Origin of the sequence: Mycobacterium kiyosense (genome assembly GCA_021654635.1) — a bacterium.
Taxonomy (GTDB): domain Bacteria; phylum Actinomycetota; class Actinomycetes; order Mycobacteriales; family Mycobacteriaceae; genus Mycobacterium; species Mycobacterium kiyosense.
Map to the genome: position 1 here is coordinate 3,868,969 of AP025179.1, position 17,537 is coordinate 3,886,505.

Here is a 17,537-nt window from a genome sequence, read left to right on the forward strand (position 1 = left end):
GACGGCGCGACCGCGCCCCCACCATGCCGACTCACTCGTCGGACGTGTGTTCACCCTCCGAGCCATGCTCGGCCGCACCAGATGCCTCGTCGGGTTCGTCGGCGGACGCGGCTTGCGGCGGTTGTTTGTCGCCTTCCGGTGGCGGCTGTTCTGCGGTGGTCACGGCTTCTCCGTCCGTTGGTTTCCCCTACAGCTACCCCACTCCGTCGAGCACAAACCAGCCCGCGCCGACAACGATTCGACGACCTCGACCAGTTCGTCGGCGGCTTCCCAGTTCAGCAGGTGGCCCGCGTCGGGCACGCTGACCAATCGGGCACCAGGTATGCCTTCGGTCAGCCGCCGGGAGTGGCTGGGCGGCGTGGTGCGGTCAGCAGTCCCCACCATCACCACCGTGGGCACGGTGATCTCCCCCAGCCTCGGATAACGATCCTCCTGGGAGAACGCGCGCACGATGGGTGCCAGTGGCCCGTGCTCCTCGAGATGCCGACGGAAAAACTCGAGGAACACCGAGATCATCGCCGGCGAGGGCCGCGACCCGCACTGCGCGGCACCCAGCAGCACACCAACGGTACGGCTGCGCAAAAGCTGTTGAATCACACCGTGTTCCATCAGCGGGATCTGCAACCGGTTCTGCGGCGCTCCCTCCAGAACCCGGCCGGCCCAGGTGGCGAACAGCACCACGCCACGCAGCCGCCCGGACACCGAGGGGAAGTCCAGCAGCGCGCGAATCGTCACGAACCCGCCCATCGAGTGCCCGACGAGCACGGCGTCTTCGACGTCGAAATGATCCAGGACGGCAGCGATGTCGGCCGCCATCACCTGCGAGCCGATGCCCTCGGAGCCCAGCGTGGACCGGCCGTGGCCCCGCTGGTCAAAGGCGACCAAACGGAAACCCTTGGCCAACAAGGCATCCCACACGAGATTCCATTCCAGAACGTCTGCGGTGTAGCCGTGCACGAAAACCACCGTCGGCCCGTCGCCCGCGGCCAGGGCCCGCAACACGGTGCCGTCCGGACGGGTGATCGTCGACTCCTCGCCCTGCGGTTGGGCGAGCAACTGTGCGCGCGAATACGGGTCGGGGTTGCGCTCGATCCGAGCTACCAGCGCCCGCATCCCCGCCCAGCCCAGCAAACCCACGCTCGCCAACGCCGTCGTGGCGGCCAAGCCTGCTCTCAACCCAACCTCCCACCGGCAGCAACGTAGCGCCCATGCGCGGGACGCAGCTCGAACGTCAGGCTACCGTCGGGTCACCATGCGCCGGCCGGGTACTACGAACTGCCCGCGGGTGGCAGCTGGGAGGGGCAGTAGACATGTGCCGCAATCGCGGTGAACCGTGCGGCGTTGTCCTGCGACAGTCCCGGGTTCGCGCCCTGGATGATGCCGACGACCTCGACTCCGGGCTTCCCCTGGTTCGCCAGTTCGCAGACCGTCTTGCCGGCGGTTATCGCGCTCGCGGGGTCCTTGAAGGTGATCCCGGCGGCTCCGAGTGAGACCAGGAACGCTTGGTCCTGGCCGGCGTCGGCGTGCGCGGGCACCGCGCAGCAGCCCACCGCGGCCAGGAAACCGGTCAACGCCAACAAACGCTTCATGACCTCGAGATTCTGCTGCACTCGCAGTCAGCGCGCATCTCGTGCGGCGAATACGAAATGAACGTTGAACGACCACCCGCGGGGCCGACCCGAACGTCAACCGTTGGTTGACGACGCCGCCTACGTCAACCTAGAGTTGACGACATGGCCGAACCGACCCAAATCGCCTACCCTGTCCGCCTCGACGAAATGATCGACGCCATCAAGAAAGCGCACAGCGACGCACTGGACCAACTGTCCGACGCCGTCCTGGCCGCCGAGCACCTGAGCGAGATCGCCGACCACCTGATCGGGCATTTCGTCGACCAGGCCCGCCGATCGGGTGCCTCCTGGACCGACATCGGTAAGAGCATGGGCGTCACCAAGCAAGCCGCCCAGAAGCGGTTCGTCCCCAAAACCGAATCGGCCGTCCTTGATCTCGAGCAGGGCTTCGGGCGGTTCACCCCGCGGGCCCGTGGCGCGGTGGTCGCCGCCCAGAACGCCGCCCACGACGCCGGCAACAGCGAGATCACCCCCGAGCATCTGCTGCTCGGCATGCTCAGCGATCCGGCCGCGCTGGCCACAGTGTTGCTACGCCTGCAGCAGATCGACACCGACACCCTGCGCGCCTCGATCCAACTGCCGGAACCAGCCGCCGAAGTCCCGGCGATGATCCCGTTCAACGGCCCGGCCCGCAAGGCCCTCGAACTCACCTTCCGCGAGGCACTTCGGTTGGGCCACAACTACATCGGCACCGAACACCTGCTGCTCGCACTGCTCGAACTCGAGCACGGGACCGGCCCGCTGCACCAGGCCGGCGTCGACAAGAGCCGCGTCGAAACCGATCTCGTCGACGCCCTGGAGTCGCTCACCGCGGGCGGTCCCGCCAAAGCCTGAGCCGGCCGACCACTCCCCCGGCATCGCCGCGTGTGCAATCATGCGAAGGTCCGCAGAACGGTAGCCCAGGAGGCGAAAATGCAGCGCTGGCTGATGATCCTGTGCGCGTTCGTGCTCACCGGCGCGGGCCTGCTGCCTTTCGACGCCGCCCTGCCCCGCGCCCACGCCGGCGATGCGCCGATCGGTCACCTCGGCGACACCCTTCGGGTGGACACCGGCAGCTACGTCGCCGACGTCACCGTCACCAGCGTGGTACCGGTCGACCCGCCGCCCGGATTCGGCTACACGCGCAGCGGCGTGCCGGTGAAAAGCTTCCCCGACAGCACGGTTGCCCGCGCCGACGTGGTGGTGCGGGCGGTCCGGGTGCCCAACCCCTACATCATGGCGACCAACTTCAGCTTCGACGGCGTCACCCAGTTCGCCGATGCCTACAAGCCCCGCCCGTGCGACGCGCCCGACTGGCTGGACGCCGCCCTGGGCAACGCGCCGCAGGGCGCCGTGGTGCGGGGCGGGGTGTACTGGGACGCCTACCGAGACCCGGTGTCGGTGGTGGTCCTGCTGGACCGCAAGACCGGCGAGCACCTAGCGCAATGGAACCTGTGAGCTGAGAATAGAACTCGCTCGACCGGGCGACGCCGGCGAACTGGCCGCGGTCGCCGCACGCACCTTCCCGCTGGCGTGCCCGCCGTGGTCACGCCCGCGAGACATCGCCGCGTTCGTCGACACCAACCTTTCGGCGGCCTGCTTCACCACGTACCTGAGCGACCCGGACCGGGCCCTCTTCGTGGCCCGCGACGGCGACCGGATCGTGGGATACGCCATGCTGATTCGCGGTGTGCCCGACGATGACAACATCCAGCGCGCCGTCCCGGTACGGCCCGCCGTGGAGCTGTCGAAGATGTATCTGCTGCCTGAGTTTCACCGCACGGGCGTGGCGGCGGCGTTGATGGAAGCCGCGCTGGCCGAGGCCACCGCGTGGGGGGCGCGCTGCATGTGGCTCGGTACCAATGAGAAAAACGAACGCGCAGTGCGGTTTTACGCGAAATTCGGTTTTACCATCAACGGCGCCAAGACTTTTCAGATGGGTGAGTTCGTCGAAGACGACCACGTCATGGTCCGGGAGCTCGACCCGCAGTGAGCGCCAGCAACCGCGACGTGGCCCGCAGGTACTTCTTGCGGAATCCGCCGGCCAACATCTCCTCGCTGAATATGCTGTCCAGCTTGGCACCGGAAGCCACCACCGGAATGCCCGCGTCGTACAGCCGGTCGGTCAGGGCCACCAATCGCAGGGCCACATTCTGATCGTCCAGAACGTGTACCCCGGTGACGAACATCGCCGTCACTCCCTCGATCAGGGTCAGGTACCGCGACGGGTGCATGGTGGCCAGGTGCGCGCACAGCTCGTCGAAATCATCGAGCGTAGCCCCGGGCACGGCGGCGGCCCGTACCAAAACCTCGTCGTCGGACAACGGCGTCGGAGCCGGCGGTAGATCGCGATGCCGATAGTCGGGACCCTCGATCCGAGCGGTAGTGAAAATGCTTGCCAGCGTATTGATTTCGCGAAAAAAATCCTGAGCGGCGAACCGGCCCTCGCCGAGCTGCTCGGGCAGCGTGTTCGAGGTGGCCGCCACCGAGACGCCCCGCTGCACCAGCGACGAGAGCAGCCGCGAGACCAGCGTCGTGTTGCCCGGGTCGTCCAACTCGAACTCGTCGATGCACACCGCGGTGTAATCGGAAAGCAGCTCGATGCATTCGGCGAAACCGAAAACACCGGCCAGTTGCGTCAATTCGCCGAACGTGGCGAACGCCTTGGGCTGCCCCTCGGGCAGTTGGTAGTACGCCGAGGCCAGCAGGTGGGTCTTGCCCACGCCGAACCCGCCGTCCAGGTACAACCCGACACCGGGCAGCGGCTCGCGGCGCCCGAGCAATTTCCGGCGCCCTGCCCGGCGTTGCACCGCCTGGCGGCAGAACTCCCGGCACGACTCGACGGCGGCGGCCTGGGTGGGTTCGGCAGGGTCGGGCCGGTACGTCGCGAAGCTCACCTCGGCGAACGTCGGCGGTGGCCGCAACTGCCCGATCAGCCGCTCCGGTGACACCGACGGATGCCGGTCGACCAAGCGCGCAACCTGCCCCGATCCGGCCCCGTCCATGCTGGAACTGTAACGACGTGCTGCAATCGAACCCATGCCCGACTTCGAGGCCGATACCGCCGCCGGCCTGGCCGCCGAAACATCGCTGACGCTGCTGGGCTACCAGCGTGAAGTCGGGCACGACGAACTGCCCCAGCTCTACGCCTACCCCCCCGGCCGGGCCTGGGTGCGAGCCAATTTCATCACCAGCCTGGACGGCGGCGCCACCGTCGACGGTCTCAGCGGTCAGCTGGGCAGCCCCGGTGACCGGGCCGTCTTCGTCGTGCTGCGCGGGCTGGCCGACGTCGTCGTAGTCGGCGCGGGCACGGTGCGCTCAGAGAGCTACTCGGGCGCGCACGTCAGCGTCCCCGCCCGCCAGCAGCGCCAAGCCCGCGGACAAAGCGAGATCCCGCAGCTGGCCATCGTCACCAAGACCGGCCGCCTGGACCGCGACCTGCCGGTCTTCACCCGCACCGAGGTGCGACCGCTGATACTGACCTGCACCGCGGCCGCCGACGACGCCGCCCGCCAACTCACCGGTCTGGTCGACGACGTCGTCGACTGCTCCGCCCAGAACTCAGCCGAGCTGGACGTCGCCACCATGCTGGCCAGGCTGCGGGCCCGCGGCCTGGGCCGGGTACTCACCGAGGGCGGCCCCACGCTGCTCGGCGCGTTCATCGACGCCGACCTGCTCGACGAGCTGTGCCTGACCATCGCGCCCGTCGTCGTCGGCGGGGCGGCCCACCGCATCGCCGCGGGAGCCGGCCAGCTGCAGACCCGGATGCGTTGTGCCCACGTCCTGACCGACGACACCGGGTACCTGTACACGCGCTACGTCAGGGCTGAGTGACGGGCCCGGCTACTGTGGTCGGCATGCGTCGGCACCTCATCTTGGCCACCGCCCTGGTGGCGGCGAGCACGCTGCTGGCCGGCTGCATCCCGATCTTCGGCGCCGATCCCCGCTTCGCCACCAGCTCCGGCGCCCGGCCGCAGGGCGTTCCCAACACCACACCGCCGCCCAGCGGTCCGGCGCCGATCGCGGCACCCAAGAACGACCTTGCGTGGCGCGACTGCACGGGCAAGGTCAATGCCGACGCCGGCGTTCCCGGGGCGCCCGGGGTCAAGCTCGAGTGCGCCACCTTCGACGCCGACCTCGACCCGCTCAACGGCGGATCGGGATCGGTGAGCATCGGCGTGGTCCGCGCCCGCTCGGCCCAGACGCCCGGCAACGCCGGGCCCCTGGTATTCACCACCGGCTCCGACATCGCGTCATCCACCCAACTGCCGGTCTGGCTGACCCACGCCGGCGCCGACGTGCTGCGCAGCCACCCGATCGTCGCGATCGACCGTCGCGGCATCGGCATGTCCAGCCCGATCGACTGCCGCGATCGTCAAGACCGCGACGAGATGCGCGACCAGGCCCAGTTCCAGGTCGGCGACGACCCGGTAGCCAACCTCTCCGAGGTCTCCAACACCGCCACCACCAACTGCACCGACGCGATCGCGCCCGGCGACTCGGCCTACGACAACAACCACGCGGCGTCCGACATCGAGCGGCTGCGCAACCTCTGGGACGTGCCGGCAGTGGCGCTGGTCGGTGTCGGCAACGGCGCCCAGGTGGCGCTGACCTACGCCGGGTCGCGCCCGGACAAGGTCGCTCGCCTGATCCTGGACTCGCCGGTCGCGCTGGGCGCCAGCGCCGAAGCGGCCGCCGAGCAACAGGTGAAAGGCCAGCAGGCTGCGCTCGACGCGTTCGCCGCGCAATGCGCCGCCGTCAACTGCCCGCTGGGACCCGACCCGAAAGGCGCAGTCAGCCAGCTGTTGGCCACCGCCCGCAGCGGCCAGGGGCTGGGCCGCACCTCGGTAGCGTCGCTCACCAACGCCATCACCACCGCCCTGGGTTTCCCGGCCGGGCACCGTGTCGCCAACACCACGAACCTGGCCACCGCGCTGGCCGCCGCCCGCACCGGTGACATGAACCAGCTCACCAATCTGATCAACCGCGCCGAAAGCCTGCAGCACACCGACGGCCAGTTCGTCAATGCCTGCAGCGACGCGGTGAACCGGGCCCACCCCGGACCGGATCCGCGAATTTGGTGGTCGCCTGGGCCAAGCTGTATCCGCAGTTCGGCACGGTAGCGGCGCTCAATCTGGCCAAGTGCGTGCACTGGCCCACCGGGTCGACACCGCAGGCGCCCAAGCAACTCAAGGTCGACGTGCTGCTGCTCGGCGTTCAGAACGACCCGATCGCCGGCAACGAAGGGGTCGCCGCGACGGCAGCCACCATCATCAACGCCAACGCGGCCAGCAAGCGGGTGATGTGGCAGGGCATCGGCCACGGCGCCAGCATCTATTCGCCCTGCGCGGTTCCGCCGCTGATCGGATATCTCGACGAGGGCAAACTCCCCGGAACCGACACTTATTGTCCCGCCTGAAAATGCGACGCACCGCGCCCGAGACTGCCTGACACCTCAGCCGCGCGGCCTGATACTTTGCGCAGGTGACGGCAGCTGACTCGACCGGCTTGCGCGGCGCAGTGCAGGCGGCGTTTCGCCCCGGCCCCAGGAGCACGACAGCGATCCTGAGATCGGTGCTCTGGCCGGCGGCCATCCTGTCGGTACTGCACCGCAGCATCGTGCTCACCACCAACGGCAACATCACCGACGACTTCAAACCCGTCTACCGTGCCGTGGACAATTTCCGGCACGGCCTGGACATGTACAACGAGCACTTCGACTACGTCGACCCGCACTACCTGTACCCGCCGGGCGGCACGCTGCTGATGGCGCCGTTCGGGTACCTGCCGTTCGCGCCGTCGCGCTACCTGTTCATCTCGATCAACACCGTGGCGATCCTGTTGGCCGCCTACCTGCTGCTGCGGATGTTCAACTTCACGCTGTCCTCGGTTGCCGCGCCCGCGCTGATCCTGGCCATGTTCTGCACCGAGACGGTGACCAACACTCTGGTTTTCACCAACATCAACGGTTGCGTGCTGTTGGCCGAGATCCTGTTCCTGCGGTGGCTGATGGACGGCAAGGTCAGCCACCAGTGGTGGGCCGGGCTCGCCATCGGGCTGACGCTCACCCTCAAACCGCTGCTCGGTCCGCTGCTGTTGTTGCCGCTGCTGAACCGCCAGTGGCGGGCGTGGGTGACCGCGCTGGTGGTGCCGGCGGCGATCAACCTGGCCGCCCTGCCGCTGGTGCCGCACTCCATGGACTTCTTCAAACGGACGCTGCCCTACATCCTGGGCACCCGCGACTACTTCAACAGCTCCATCCAGGGCAACGGTCTCTACTTCGGCCTGCCCACCTGGCTGATCGTCGCGCTGCGGCTGCTGTTCACCCTGATCGCGATCGCCGCGCTGTGGCTGCTCTACCGCTACTACCGCACCCGCGACCCGCTGTTCTGGTTCACCACCTCTTCGGGGGTGCTGCTGCTGTGGTCGTGGCTGGCGATGTCGCTGGCCCAGGGCTACTACTCGATGATGCTGTTCCCGTTCCTGATGACGGTGGTGCTGCCCAATTCGGTGATCCGGAACTGGCCGGCGTGGCTGGCGATCTACGGGTTCATGACGCTGGACCGCTGGCTGTTGTTCAACTGGATGCGGTGGGGCCGGGCGCTGGAGTACCTGAAGATCACCTACGGGTGGTCGCTGCTGCTGATCGTGACGTTCACCGTGCTCTACTTCCGGTATCTGGACGCCAAGGCCGAAAACCGGCTGGAAGACGGCATCGACCCGGCTTGGCTGAAAGTCGACCGGGCGCCGCGCGCTAGCGTGGAAGCATGACCGATATCGGACGTCCGAAACTCGAGCTCTCCGACGACGAGTGGCGCAAGAAGCTCAACCCGCAGGAGTTCGACGTGCTGCGCCGCGCCGGCACCGAACGCCCCTTCACCGGTGAGTACACCGACACCAAGACCCAGGGCATCTACCAGTGCCGCGCCTGCGGCGCCGAATTGTTCCGCAGCACAGAGAAATTCGAGTCACATTGCGGCTGGCCGTCGTTCTACGACCCGTCCTCCTCCGACGCGGTGATCCTGCGCTCGGACACCTCGATGGGCATGACCCGCACCGAGGTTTTGTGCGCGAACTGCCACAGCCATTTGGGGCACGTGTTCTCCGGCGAGGGTTATCCCACCCCGACCGACCAGCGCTACTGCATCAACTCGGTCTCGCTGCGCCTGGTCCCCGACGGTTCCTGACCGGCCCGCCTCTCCCCGGCTCGCCGCCTCTCCGTCGAGCGTGAATCCTGCGAGACAGCACCGCGGCGTGTCGCGGTCGCCGAGTTCACAGTCGGCGCCGGCTCAGACGCGTGTCGCGTGCACTTCCCAGAACGGTGCGTGCACCAGCCCGTCGTCCAGCCACGGCTCGATCGCCCGGTACCGCGCCAGCATCTGCTGCGCTTCCGCGGCCATGTCGGGATTGCGCGCCGCCATGAGCTCGATGGAATCCGCGCTGATGTTGACCCGGTACGTCGTGGGCCCCAAATAGCCGATCTCCCAGCCGGCGTCCGGCAACACATCGCGAAAAGCGTTCTCCGACAACGATCTCAGCATCTTGAACCCGTTGACGTCGTGGGCGCCGAACTCGAACATGTACAGCCGCGCACCCGGCTTGGTCGCGCGGTGCAGCGCCCGCGCGTAGGACCGCTGCAACTCCGGCGCGGTGCTGAACGTGTGGTAGAACGCGCAATCCACGACGGTGTCGGACCTGCCGTCGAAACCGTCGAGCTTGGTGGCGTCGGCAACCCGGAAGTCCACCGAAACCCCGGCCTTCGCCGCGTTCTGCCGCGCACGCTCGATCGCGGTCGGTGAACCGTCTATACCTGTAGCCGAAAGCCCTTGCGAGGCATAGTAAATAGCGTGGTGGCCCGGCCCCGTTCCCGGGTCGAGCACCTCGCCCGTGACGGCGCCCAGCGCCACCAGTTGCTGCACCACCGGCTGCGGGCCACCGATATCCCACGGTGTGGCGGCGGGCAGGCCACGCACCACCTGCTCGTTGCGGTAGCTCTCTTCGAACCGAGTCGGGTCGTTGGGGTCAAAGGTGGTCACGGCAGCGCGTTCACCAACTGCTCGACCCCGACCCGCGGACCGGTGAAGAACGGCGTCTCCTCCCGGGTGTGCCGGCGGGCATCGGTCGCGCGCAGTTCGCGCATCAGGTCCACGATGCGATCCAGTTCGGGCGCCTCGAACGCCAGGATCCACTCGTAGTCACCCAACGCGAAAGCCGGCACCGTGTTGGCCCGCACATCCTTGTACTCCCGTGCCGCCATGCCGTGCTCGGCGAGCATGCGGCGGCGCTCCTCGTCGGGCAGCAGATACCACTCGTAGGACCGCACGAACGGGTACACGCAGATGTAGTTGCCGGGGTCCTCACCGGCCAGGAACGCCGGAATGTGGCTCTTGTTGAACTCGGCCGGACGGTGCAGCGCCACGCTGCTCCACACCGGGTTGCTGGCCCGGCCCAGCGTGGTGGTGCGCCGGAAGTCCGCGTAGGTGGCCTGCAGGGCCTCCACCCGCTCGGCGTGGGTCCAGATCATGAAGTCCGCGTCCGCGCGCAGCCCGGCGACGTCGTAGACACCGCGCACCACGACGCCGCGGTCCTCCTGTTGCTTGAGGAACGTGGCGGTCTCGTCGACGATGGCGTCCCGCTGATCGCCGAGTTCCCCGGCCCGCACGGAGAACACCGAGAACATCAGGTAGCGGATGGTTGCGTTGAGGGCGTCGAAGTCCAGGCGTGACATGGCACCTATCGTGCCACTTGCGTTCCCCGCGCTTCGACGACACTGGTGGCCGCCCTGCCCGCCGCCGCGACGCAGGCCGGTACCCCGATTCCGTCCAGGTAGCTGCCCGCCACGGCCAGCGTCGGGGGCAGTCCGGCGCGCAGCCCGGCGACCAGCCCGGCGTGACCCGGCCCGTACTGCGGCATGGCGTCGATCCAGCGCTGCACACGCACGTCGAGCACCTCGACCGCAAGACCGAAAACGTCGGCGAGATCGCTCAAAGGACCAGGCCACCAGTTCGTCGTCGCCGGTCCGGACCGCCACCTCGTCACCGAACCGGCCGAAGGACAGCCGCAGCTGCGCGACATCTCCGGACAAGCCCCATTTGCGCGACGACAGCGTGATCGCCTTGGCGTGCAACGGTTCCCCGGTGGCCACCAGCACCCCCCGAGCTCTGCGGAAACGGTGTGTCGGCCGGCACCGCCAGCGCCACCACCGCCGAGGAAGCGGTGACGATCCGGGCTGCCGCCGCTGCGGTGTCCGGGGCCACGCTCGCCACCAGGCGCGCGACCTGCGCCGCCGGCACCGCCAGCACCACCGCGTCGGCGTGCCACTGCTCCCCGGTCTCATCGCGCAACATCCAGCCCGGTTCGAGTGCGTCGATCCTGGCGCGCACCCACCGCACCTGGCTGCGCGCGACGAGCTCGTCGAGCAGCACCTGGTAGCCGCCACGCAGCGACCCGAACACCGGCCCGTCGGTGACCTGCGACAACACGCCGAGGACGGCGTCGGTGAGGCTGCTGGCGCCGCGATCGAGGGCTGCGGCGACGGCCGGCGCGGCGGCACGCAGCCCGATGGTTGCCGCCGAACCCGCATACACCCCGCCCAGCAGCGGGTCCAGCAGCCGGGCCACCACCTGGGCACCGAACCGGTCGGACACCAGGTCGGCGGCAGCCGGGTCGCTGCCGGGTGTCCAGTTCAGCGCCCGCTGCGGTTCGGCCTGTATGCGCGCGATCGTGGCATCGTCGACCAGGTCGGCCACCGACGCGGCCGACGACGGAATGCCGGCGATCGTGTCTGCCGGCATCGAGTGCAGCCGGCCTCCGCTGTAGATCAGCGGTCGCACACCGGTAGTGGCGCGCTGACGGTCGGACAGGCCCAGTTCGGCCAGCAGCGCCGGCACCTCGGGCCGGCGCAGCACGAACGCTTCGGCACCCAGGTCCATGGGCTGTCCCCCGACCTGCTCGGTGCGCAGGATCCCGCCGAGCCGGTCGGCGGGCTCGAACAGTGTGATCTCGGCGTCGCCGCCCAACGCCATTCGAAGCCGGTAGGCAGCCACCAAACCCGAAATACCGCCGCCTACAACGCAATACGAGCTCATAGCGAGTGGACCAGCGACACCAGCTCGGTCAGCACACCGGGGTCGGTCTCGGGCAGCACGCCGTGACCGAGGTTGAAGACATGACCGGCCGCACCCGCATCGACGGCCCGGCGTCCGTCGTCGACCACGGCTCGGGCGGCACGCTCGGCCACCGCCCAGCCCGCCAGCACCACCACCGGGTCGAGGTTGCCCTGCAGCGCGGTGCCGGGCACGACCCGGGCCGCGGCGTCGGCCAGCGAGGTCCGCCAGTCCACTCCCACCACCCTGGCCCGCCCGGGCTGCACCGCCTCCGACATCGCACCCAGCAGCTCGGCGGTGCCGACCCCGAAGTGCGTCATCGGCACGCCGTGTTCGGCCAGCGTGGCGAACACCCGGGAGCTGTGCGGCAGCACGTACTGGCGGTAGTCGGCCAGCGACAGCGTCCCCGCCCACGAGTCGAACAGCTGGATCGCGTCCACCCCGGCGTCGATCTGGCCGCGCAGAAACTCCACGGTGAGATCCGTCAGCTTGGTCATCAACGCGTGCCAGCTCGCCGGCTCGGCCAGCATCATCGCCTTGGTGCGGGCGTGGTGACGACTCGGCCCGCCCTCGACCAGGTAGGACGCCAAGGTGAACGGCGCCCCGGCGAACCCGATCAGCGGGACGTCGCCCAACCCGGCGACCAACAAACCCACTGCATCCAGGATCGGCTGAATCGCTTGCCGTTCCAGGGGTTTCATCGCTGCGATATCGGCGGCGGTGCGGATCGGGTCGGCGATCACCGGCCCGACGTCAGCAACGATGTCCAGGTCGATGCCCGCGGCGCGCAACGGTACGACGATGTCGGAGAACAGGATCGCCGCGTCGGTCTGGTACCGGCGGATCGGCTGCAGGGTGATCTCGCAGGCCACCTCGGGCTCGAAGCAGGCCGCCAGCATGCTGTGCCGTTCGCGCAGCGCCCGGTACTCGGGCAGCGAGCGGCCGGCCTGGCGCATGAACCAGACCGGGATGCGGCTGGGTTTGCGGCCGGCCACCGCGGCCAGGTAGGGCGACTGCGGAAGATCGCGGCGGGTGCGCGCACTGGTGTTCATCGGCTCCAATGCTGCCACGCGCGGGTCCCGTAGCATCACGGCAATGCCAGTCACCTACGACGACTTCCCCAGCCTGCGCTGCGAATCCAACCGCGACGGCCTGCTGAACCTGGTCCTCGACGCGCCCGGACTCAATTCGGTCGGCCCGCAGATGCACCGCGATATCGCCGACATCTGGCCGGTCATCAACCGCGACCCCGACGTGCGGGCGGTATTGGTGCGCGGCGAAGGCAAGGCGTTCTCCTCCGGCGGCAGCTTCGACCTGATCGACGAGTCCATGAACGACTACGAGGGGCGGCTGCGCATCATGCGTGAGGCCCGCGACCTGGTGCTCAACCTGGTCAACTTCGACAAGCCGGTGGTGTCGGCGATCACCGGCCCGGCCGTCGGCGCGGGGCTGGTGGTGGCGTTGCTGGCCGACATCTCGGTGGCGGGCCGCTCGGCGAAGATCATCGACGGGCACACCAAGCTGGGGGTGGCCGCCGGTGACCACGCCGCGATCTGCTGGCCGCTGCTGGCGGGCATGGCCAAGGCCAAGTACTACCTGCTCACCTGCGAACCGCTGTCCGGCGAAGAAGCCGAGCGCATCGGCCTGGTCTCAACCTGCGTCGACGACGACGACGTGCTGTCCACCGCGACGCGGCTGGCGGAGAATCTGGCCGACGGGGCACAGAATGCGATCCGCTGGACCAAGCACAGCCTCAACCACTGGTACCGCATGTTCGCGCCCGCCTTCGAAGCGTCGCTCGGCCTGGAATTCATCGGCTTCGCCGGACCGGATGTGCGCGAGGGTCTGGCCGCGCACCGTGAGAAGCGTCCCGCCCGGTTCGACACCGGTCCGCAGAGCTGAGCACGGTTCGGCGCGCCTGATTTCGCGGGCTGGACGATAGGTCTACCGTCGAAGCCGATGACTTCAGCCGTCGAGCCCGCACCGTTCCGCGAGGCAGTCGCGGCGATGAACGCTGTCAGCGTGCGGCCGGAAATCGAGCTGGGCCCCATCCGGCCGCCGCAGCGGCTGGCGCCCTTCAGCTACGCGCTGGGCGCCGAAGTGAAGCACCCCGACCTCGACATCGTCCCCGAGCGCTCCGAAGGTGACGCGTTCGGCCGGCTGATCCTGCTGTATGACCCGGACGGCTCCGACGCCTGGGACGGCACCATCCGCCTGGTCGCCTACATCCAGGCCGACCTGGACTCGCACGAGGCCATCGACCCGCTGCTGCCGGAGGTCGCCTGGAGCTGGTTGTCCGAGGCGCTCGATGCGCACACCGAGCACATGACCGCGCTCGGTGGAACGGTCACCGCGACCACCTCGGTGCGATACGGCGACATCTCCGGTCCGCCGCGCGCACATCAGCTGGAGTTGCGTGCGTCGTGGACGGCCACCACCCCTGCGGTGGGCAGCCATGTCGCCGCGTTCTGCGACGTTCTCGAGCACGCGGCGGGCCTGCCGCCGGCCGGTGTCACCGACCTGAACTCGCGGTCACGCGCCTGATATGAGTTCGTCTCCTACGGAGCCGGATCCGTCGGACAGCACCGACCCCGCGGCCACTCCGCTACTGCACCCGGCCGACGGGATGCCGGCCCTTTCCGTCACGGTCCGCGACATCGCCGCGGCCGCGGCGAAGTTGGACCGCGGACACGGCCCGTTCGCCGTGGACGCCGAACGGGCCTCGGGTTTCCGGTATTCCAACCGGGCCTACCTGATCCAGATCCGGCGGTCCGGCGCCGGCACCGTGCTGATCGACCCGGTCAGCCACGGCGGCGATCCCGCTACCGTGCTGCGACCGGTGGCCGAGGTGCTCGGGCAGGACGAATGGATCCTGCATTCGGCTGACCAGGACCTGCCGTGCCTGGCCGAGGTGGGCCTGCGACCGCCGGCGCTGTACGACACCGAACTCGCCGGCCGCCTGGCCGGCTTCGACCGGGTGAACCTGGCGACCATGGTCGAGCGGCTGCTGGGCCGGGGACTGGCCAAGGGCCACGGCGCGGCCGACTGGTCCAAACGGCCGCTGCCCGCCGCGTGGCTCAACTACGCCGCACTGGACGTGGAACTGCTCATCGAGCTGCGCGCGGCGATCGCCGAGATCCTGACCGAGCAGGGCAAAACCGATTGGGCCGCACAGGAATTCGAATACCTGCGGACCTTCGAGGACCGGGCCGCGCCGATCACCCGCCGCGACCGCTGGCGGCGCACGTCCGGCATCCACAAAGTGCACGATCGCCGCGCACTGGCCGCCGTGCGGGAGTTGTGGACGACCCGGGACCGCATCGCCCAGCGCCGCGACATCGCACCGCGCCGCATCCTGCCGGATTCGGCCATCATCGACGCCGCGCTCACCGACCCCAAGACCGTCGACGAACTGGTCGAATTGCCCGTGTTCGGCGGGCGCAACCAGCGGCGCAGCGCCTCGATGTGGCTCTCGGCGCTCGAGGCTGCGCGGCAGAACCCGGACCCGCCGGAGGTCAACGAGGCCGCCAGCGGCCCGCCGCCGCCGGCGCGGTGGAGCCGGCGCAAACCCGACGCGGCCGCCCGACTGGAGGCGGCGCGGGCGGTGCTGGCGGAGTTGTCCGAGCGGGTGCATATTCCGGCGGAGAACCTGGTCGCGCCCGATCTGGTGCGGAGGCTGTGCTGGGAGTGGGAGATCCTCGCGCCGCGACTGGCGCCGGGCACGACCGATCCGGTGGCGATCACCGACGAGTATCTGCGCGCCGGACAGGCGCGGGACTGGCAGCGCGAACTGGTGGTGCCGGCGCTGGCCGCGGCGGTGGCGTTCCCCGTCACCGTCGACGAGTGTGCCGCGGCAGGCGACGTCAATCCAGGTGCTCGTGCACCTCGGAGTCGACAACCGAACTTCCCAGGGCCGCAACCCAACCCGTGATCCGGCGGGCCACATCCTGATCGGTGAGCCCCAGCTCGGCAAGCACCTCGCCGCGGGACGCGTGCTCGTAGAAGTTCTGCGGCAGCCCGACATCGCGGCAGGGCACATCGATCTCGGCACGGCGCAGCGCCGCCGACACCGCTGAGCCGATACCGCCGGCCAGTCCGTTATCCTCCATCGTCACCAAAAGCTTGTGTTCCAAAGCTAATTCGCCCAACAGCTCGGGCACCGGAAGCACCCAGCGCGGATCGATCACCGTCACACCGATCCCCTGCCGGTGCAGGCGCTTGGCAACGCCCAGGGCCATGGCGGCGAACGCACCCACCGCGACCAGCAACACATCCTTGTGCAATCCGGCCGCGGGCACTGCGAGCACGTCCACGACCCCGCGCCGCTCGACAGCCGGAATGTCTTCGCCGACATCGCCTTTGGGGAAACGGATCGCTGTCGGCCCGTCGTCGACGTCCAGCGCCTCGGCCAGTTCCTCGCGCAGTCGGGTCGCGTCGCGGGGTGCGGCCACCCGCATGCCGGGCACGACACCGAGGATCGACAGATCCCACATGCCGTTGTGGCTGGCGCCGTCGTTGCCGGTGACGCCGGCCCGGTCGAGCACCATGGTGACCGGCAGCTTGTGCAGGGCCACGTCCATCATGATCTGGTCGAATGCCCGGTTCAGGAACGTCGAATAGATGGCCACCACCGGGTGCATGCCGCCCATCGCCAGACCGGCAGCCGACGTCATTGCGTGCTGCTCGGCGATGCCGACGTCGAACAGCCGGTCCGGGAACGCATTCCCGAACGCGGACAGCCCGGTGGGACCGGGCATCGCCGCGGTGATGGCCACGATGTCACGGCGCCGATGAGCGATGGCGATCAGCGTCTCGGCGAAAGTCGCGGTCCAGCCCGGACCGGCCACCTTGGTGGAGCGCCCGGTGAGCGGGTCCAGCGGGCCGGTCGAGTGCATCTGCTCGGCCTCGTCGGCCTCGGCGGGCCCGTAACCCATGCCTTTGCGGGTGACGACGTGCACGATCACCGGTCCGCCGAAGCCGCGGGCACTGCGCAGCGCGACCTCCACCGCCCGCTCGTCGTGGCCGTCGACCGGGCCGACGTACTTCAGGCCGAGGTCGGTGAACAGCAGTTGCGGCGCCAGCGAGTCCTTGATGCCGGCCTTGACGCTGTGCATGAAGTGGTAGGCGACCTCACCGACCAGCGGAACCGACCGCATCGCGTTGCGGCCACGCTCGAGCAGCTGTTCGTAGGCCGGCTGCAGCCGCAGCTTGGCCAGGTGGTCGGCGACACCGCCGATGGTCGGTGCGTAGCTGCGCCCGTTGTCGTTGACGACGATGATCACCGGCCGGTTGGAGGCGGCGATGTTGTTCAGCGCCTCCCAGCACATGCCGCCGGTGAGCGCGCCGTCGCCGACGACGGCGACGACATGCCGGTTGCGGTGCCCGGTCAGCTCGAACGCCTTGGCCAATCCGTCGGCGTACGACAGCGCCGCGCTGGCGTGGCTGGACTCGACCCAGTCGTGCTCGCTTTCGGCCCGGCACGGATAGCCGGACAAGCCGCCCTTCTTGCGCAGGCTCTCGAAATCCTGGGCCCGCCCGGTCAGCATCTTGTGGACGTAGGCCTGGTGGCCGGTGTCGAAGATGATCGGGTCGTGCGGCGAGTCGAACACCCGGTGCAGCGCCAAAGTCAGCTCGACGACGCCGAGGTTCGGCCCCAGGTGCCCCCCGGTGGCAGCCACCTTATGGATCAGGAACTCGCGGATCTCGTGCGCCAGGTCGCGTAGCTGCTGTTGGGAAAGGTGCTGCAGATCAGCAGGCCCGCGGATCTGTTCCAGCATCACGTCAGTCTACGCAGCGCGCGCAAGTGCGGCCGGGAGCGCGA

17 protein-coding genes and 2 pseudogenes are annotated in these 17,537 nt (G+C 68.9%); 10 read left to right on the top strand and 9 right to left on the bottom strand.

The window, feature by feature from the left end; all coding sequences use genetic code 11:
* Positions 1 to 31: 31 nt before the first annotated feature.
* The 3 genes from L6444_RS30180 to L6444_RS18110 form a co-directional block, all read right to left on the bottom strand.
* Positions 32 to 163, bottom strand: a complete 132-nt coding sequence (locus tag L6444_RS30180; protein ID WP_255730672.1) for a hypothetical protein — start codon at positions 161 to 163, stop codon at positions 32 to 34.
* Positions 160 to 1,176, bottom strand: coding sequence for an alpha/beta fold hydrolase (locus L6444_RS18105; protein ID WP_236976354.1), 1,017 nt, complete (start codon positions 1,174 to 1,176; stop codon positions 160 to 162). The genes L6444_RS30180 and L6444_RS18105 overlap by 4 nt, the downstream gene beginning before the upstream one ends.
* 92 nt (positions 1,177 to 1,268) lie before the next feature.
* A complete protein-coding gene (locus L6444_RS18110; RefSeq protein ID WP_236976356.1) occupies positions 1,269 to 1,589 on the bottom strand; it encodes a DUF732 domain-containing protein in 321 nt (106 codons plus the stop codon).
* A 144-nt stretch (positions 1,590 to 1,733) separates the two neighbouring features.
* Between L6444_RS18110 and L6444_RS18115 the strand changes: the two genes are divergently transcribed.
* From L6444_RS18115 to L6444_RS18125, 3 genes are all read left to right on the top strand, one after another.
* Positions 1,734 to 2,465, top strand: a complete 732-nt coding sequence (locus L6444_RS18115) for a Clp protease N-terminal domain-containing protein (protein WP_236976358.1) — start codon at positions 1,734 to 1,736, stop codon at positions 2,463 to 2,465.
* Positions 2,466 to 2,543: 78 nt separating this feature from the next.
* Positions 2,544 to 3,068 carry a hypothetical protein gene (locus tag L6444_RS18120; protein ID WP_236976360.1) on the top strand — a complete coding sequence of 175 codons (525 nt, stop codon included), beginning with the start codon at positions 2,544 to 2,546 and terminating at the stop codon, positions 3,066 to 3,068.
* Between the two features lies 1 nt (position 3,069).
* Positions 3,070 to 3,603, top strand: a complete 534-nt coding sequence (locus L6444_RS18125; RefSeq protein ID WP_236984236.1) for a GNAT family N-acetyltransferase — start codon at positions 3,070 to 3,072, stop codon at positions 3,601 to 3,603.
* Here the strand turns inward: L6444_RS18125 and zapE are convergent.
* Positions 3,575 to 4,651, bottom strand: coding sequence for a cell division protein ZapE (gene zapE / locus L6444_RS18130; protein ID WP_236976362.1), 1,077 nt, complete (start codon positions 4,649 to 4,651; stop codon positions 3,575 to 3,577). The two genes, L6444_RS18125 and zapE, sit on opposite strands and share 29 nt — an antisense overlap.
* On the opposite strand from zapE, the gene L6444_RS18135 reads away from it, so the two are divergent.
* The 4 genes and pseudogenes from L6444_RS18135 (at position 4,650) to msrB (ending at position 8,797) form a co-directional block, all read left to right on the top strand.
* Positions 4,650 to 5,444 (top strand): pyrimidine reductase family protein, encoded by a 795-nt coding sequence (locus L6444_RS18135; RefSeq protein WP_236976364.1) that lies wholly within the window; start codon positions 4,650 to 4,652, stop codon positions 5,442 to 5,444. The genes zapE and L6444_RS18135 overlap by 2 nt on opposite strands.
* A gap of 23 nt (positions 5,445 to 5,467) precedes the next feature.
* A pseudogene (locus tag L6444_RS18140) lies at positions 5,468 to 7,029 on the top strand (alpha/beta fold hydrolase).
* 65 nt (positions 7,030 to 7,094) lie between these two features.
* Complete coding sequence (aftC, locus tag L6444_RS18145; RefSeq protein ID WP_289624917.1) at positions 7,095 to 8,381, top strand: arabinofuranan 3-O-arabinosyltransferase; 1,287 nt, start codon at positions 7,095 to 7,097, stop codon at positions 8,379 to 8,381.
* A complete protein-coding gene (gene msrB / locus L6444_RS18150; protein WP_370653113.1) occupies positions 8,378 to 8,797 on the top strand; it encodes a peptide-methionine (R)-S-oxide reductase MsrB in 420 nt (139 codons plus the stop codon). The genes aftC and msrB overlap by 4 nt, the downstream gene beginning before the upstream one ends.
* Before the next feature lie 102 nt (positions 8,798 to 8,899).
* Here msrB and L6444_RS18155 read toward each other — a convergent pair whose 3' ends face one another.
* From L6444_RS18155 to hemE, 4 genes and pseudogenes are all read right to left on the bottom strand, one after another.
* Positions 8,900 to 9,646: a class I SAM-dependent methyltransferase gene (locus L6444_RS18155; protein WP_236976366.1), complete on the bottom strand. Its 747-nt coding sequence runs from the start codon at positions 9,644 to 9,646 to the stop codon at positions 8,900 to 8,902.
* Entirely contained in the window at positions 9,643 to 10,338 is a 696-nt protein-coding gene (gene hemQ, locus L6444_RS18160) for a hydrogen peroxide-dependent heme synthase (RefSeq protein WP_236976368.1), read from the bottom strand. Before hemQ ends, L6444_RS18155 begins: the two co-directional genes overlap by 4 nt.
* A 5-nt stretch (positions 10,339 to 10,343) precedes the next feature.
* Positions 10,344 to 11,698, bottom strand: a pseudogene (locus L6444_RS18165) (protoporphyrinogen oxidase).
* Positions 11,695 to 12,768, bottom strand: coding sequence for a uroporphyrinogen decarboxylase (gene hemE, locus L6444_RS18170; protein ID WP_236976370.1), 1,074 nt, complete (start codon positions 12,766 to 12,768; stop codon positions 11,695 to 11,697). The pseudogene L6444_RS18165 and the gene hemE overlap by 4 nt, the downstream one beginning before the upstream one ends.
* A gap of 43 nt (positions 12,769 to 12,811) precedes the next feature.
* Between hemE and L6444_RS18175 the strand changes: the two genes are divergently transcribed.
* From L6444_RS18175 to L6444_RS18185, 3 genes are read left to right on the top strand one after another with little or no spacing between them, the layout of a single operon-like run.
* Positions 12,812 to 13,618 (top strand): enoyl-CoA hydratase/isomerase family protein, encoded by an 807-nt coding sequence (locus L6444_RS18175; protein WP_236976372.1) that lies wholly within the window; start codon positions 12,812 to 12,814, stop codon positions 13,616 to 13,618.
* Positions 13,619 to 13,675: 57 nt separating this feature from the next.
* The gene (locus tag L6444_RS18180; protein WP_236976374.1) at positions 13,676 to 14,260 is read left to right on the top strand and encodes a DUF3000 domain-containing protein; all 585 of its coding nucleotides are present in this window, start codon (positions 13,676 to 13,678) and stop codon (positions 14,258 to 14,260) included.
* Position 14,261: 1 nt separating this feature from the next.
* Positions 14,262 to 15,647, top strand: a complete 1,386-nt coding sequence (locus L6444_RS18185; protein ID WP_236976375.1) for an HRDC domain-containing protein — start codon at positions 14,262 to 14,264, stop codon at positions 15,645 to 15,647.
* Here the strand turns inward: L6444_RS18185 and dxs are convergent.
* Positions 15,580 to 17,493 (bottom strand): 1-deoxy-D-xylulose-5-phosphate synthase, encoded by a 1,914-nt coding sequence (gene dxs / locus L6444_RS18190; protein WP_236976376.1) that lies wholly within the window; start codon positions 17,491 to 17,493, stop codon positions 15,580 to 15,582. The two genes, L6444_RS18185 and dxs, sit on opposite strands and share 68 nt — an antisense overlap.
* Positions 17,494 to 17,537: the final 44 nt, after the last annotated feature.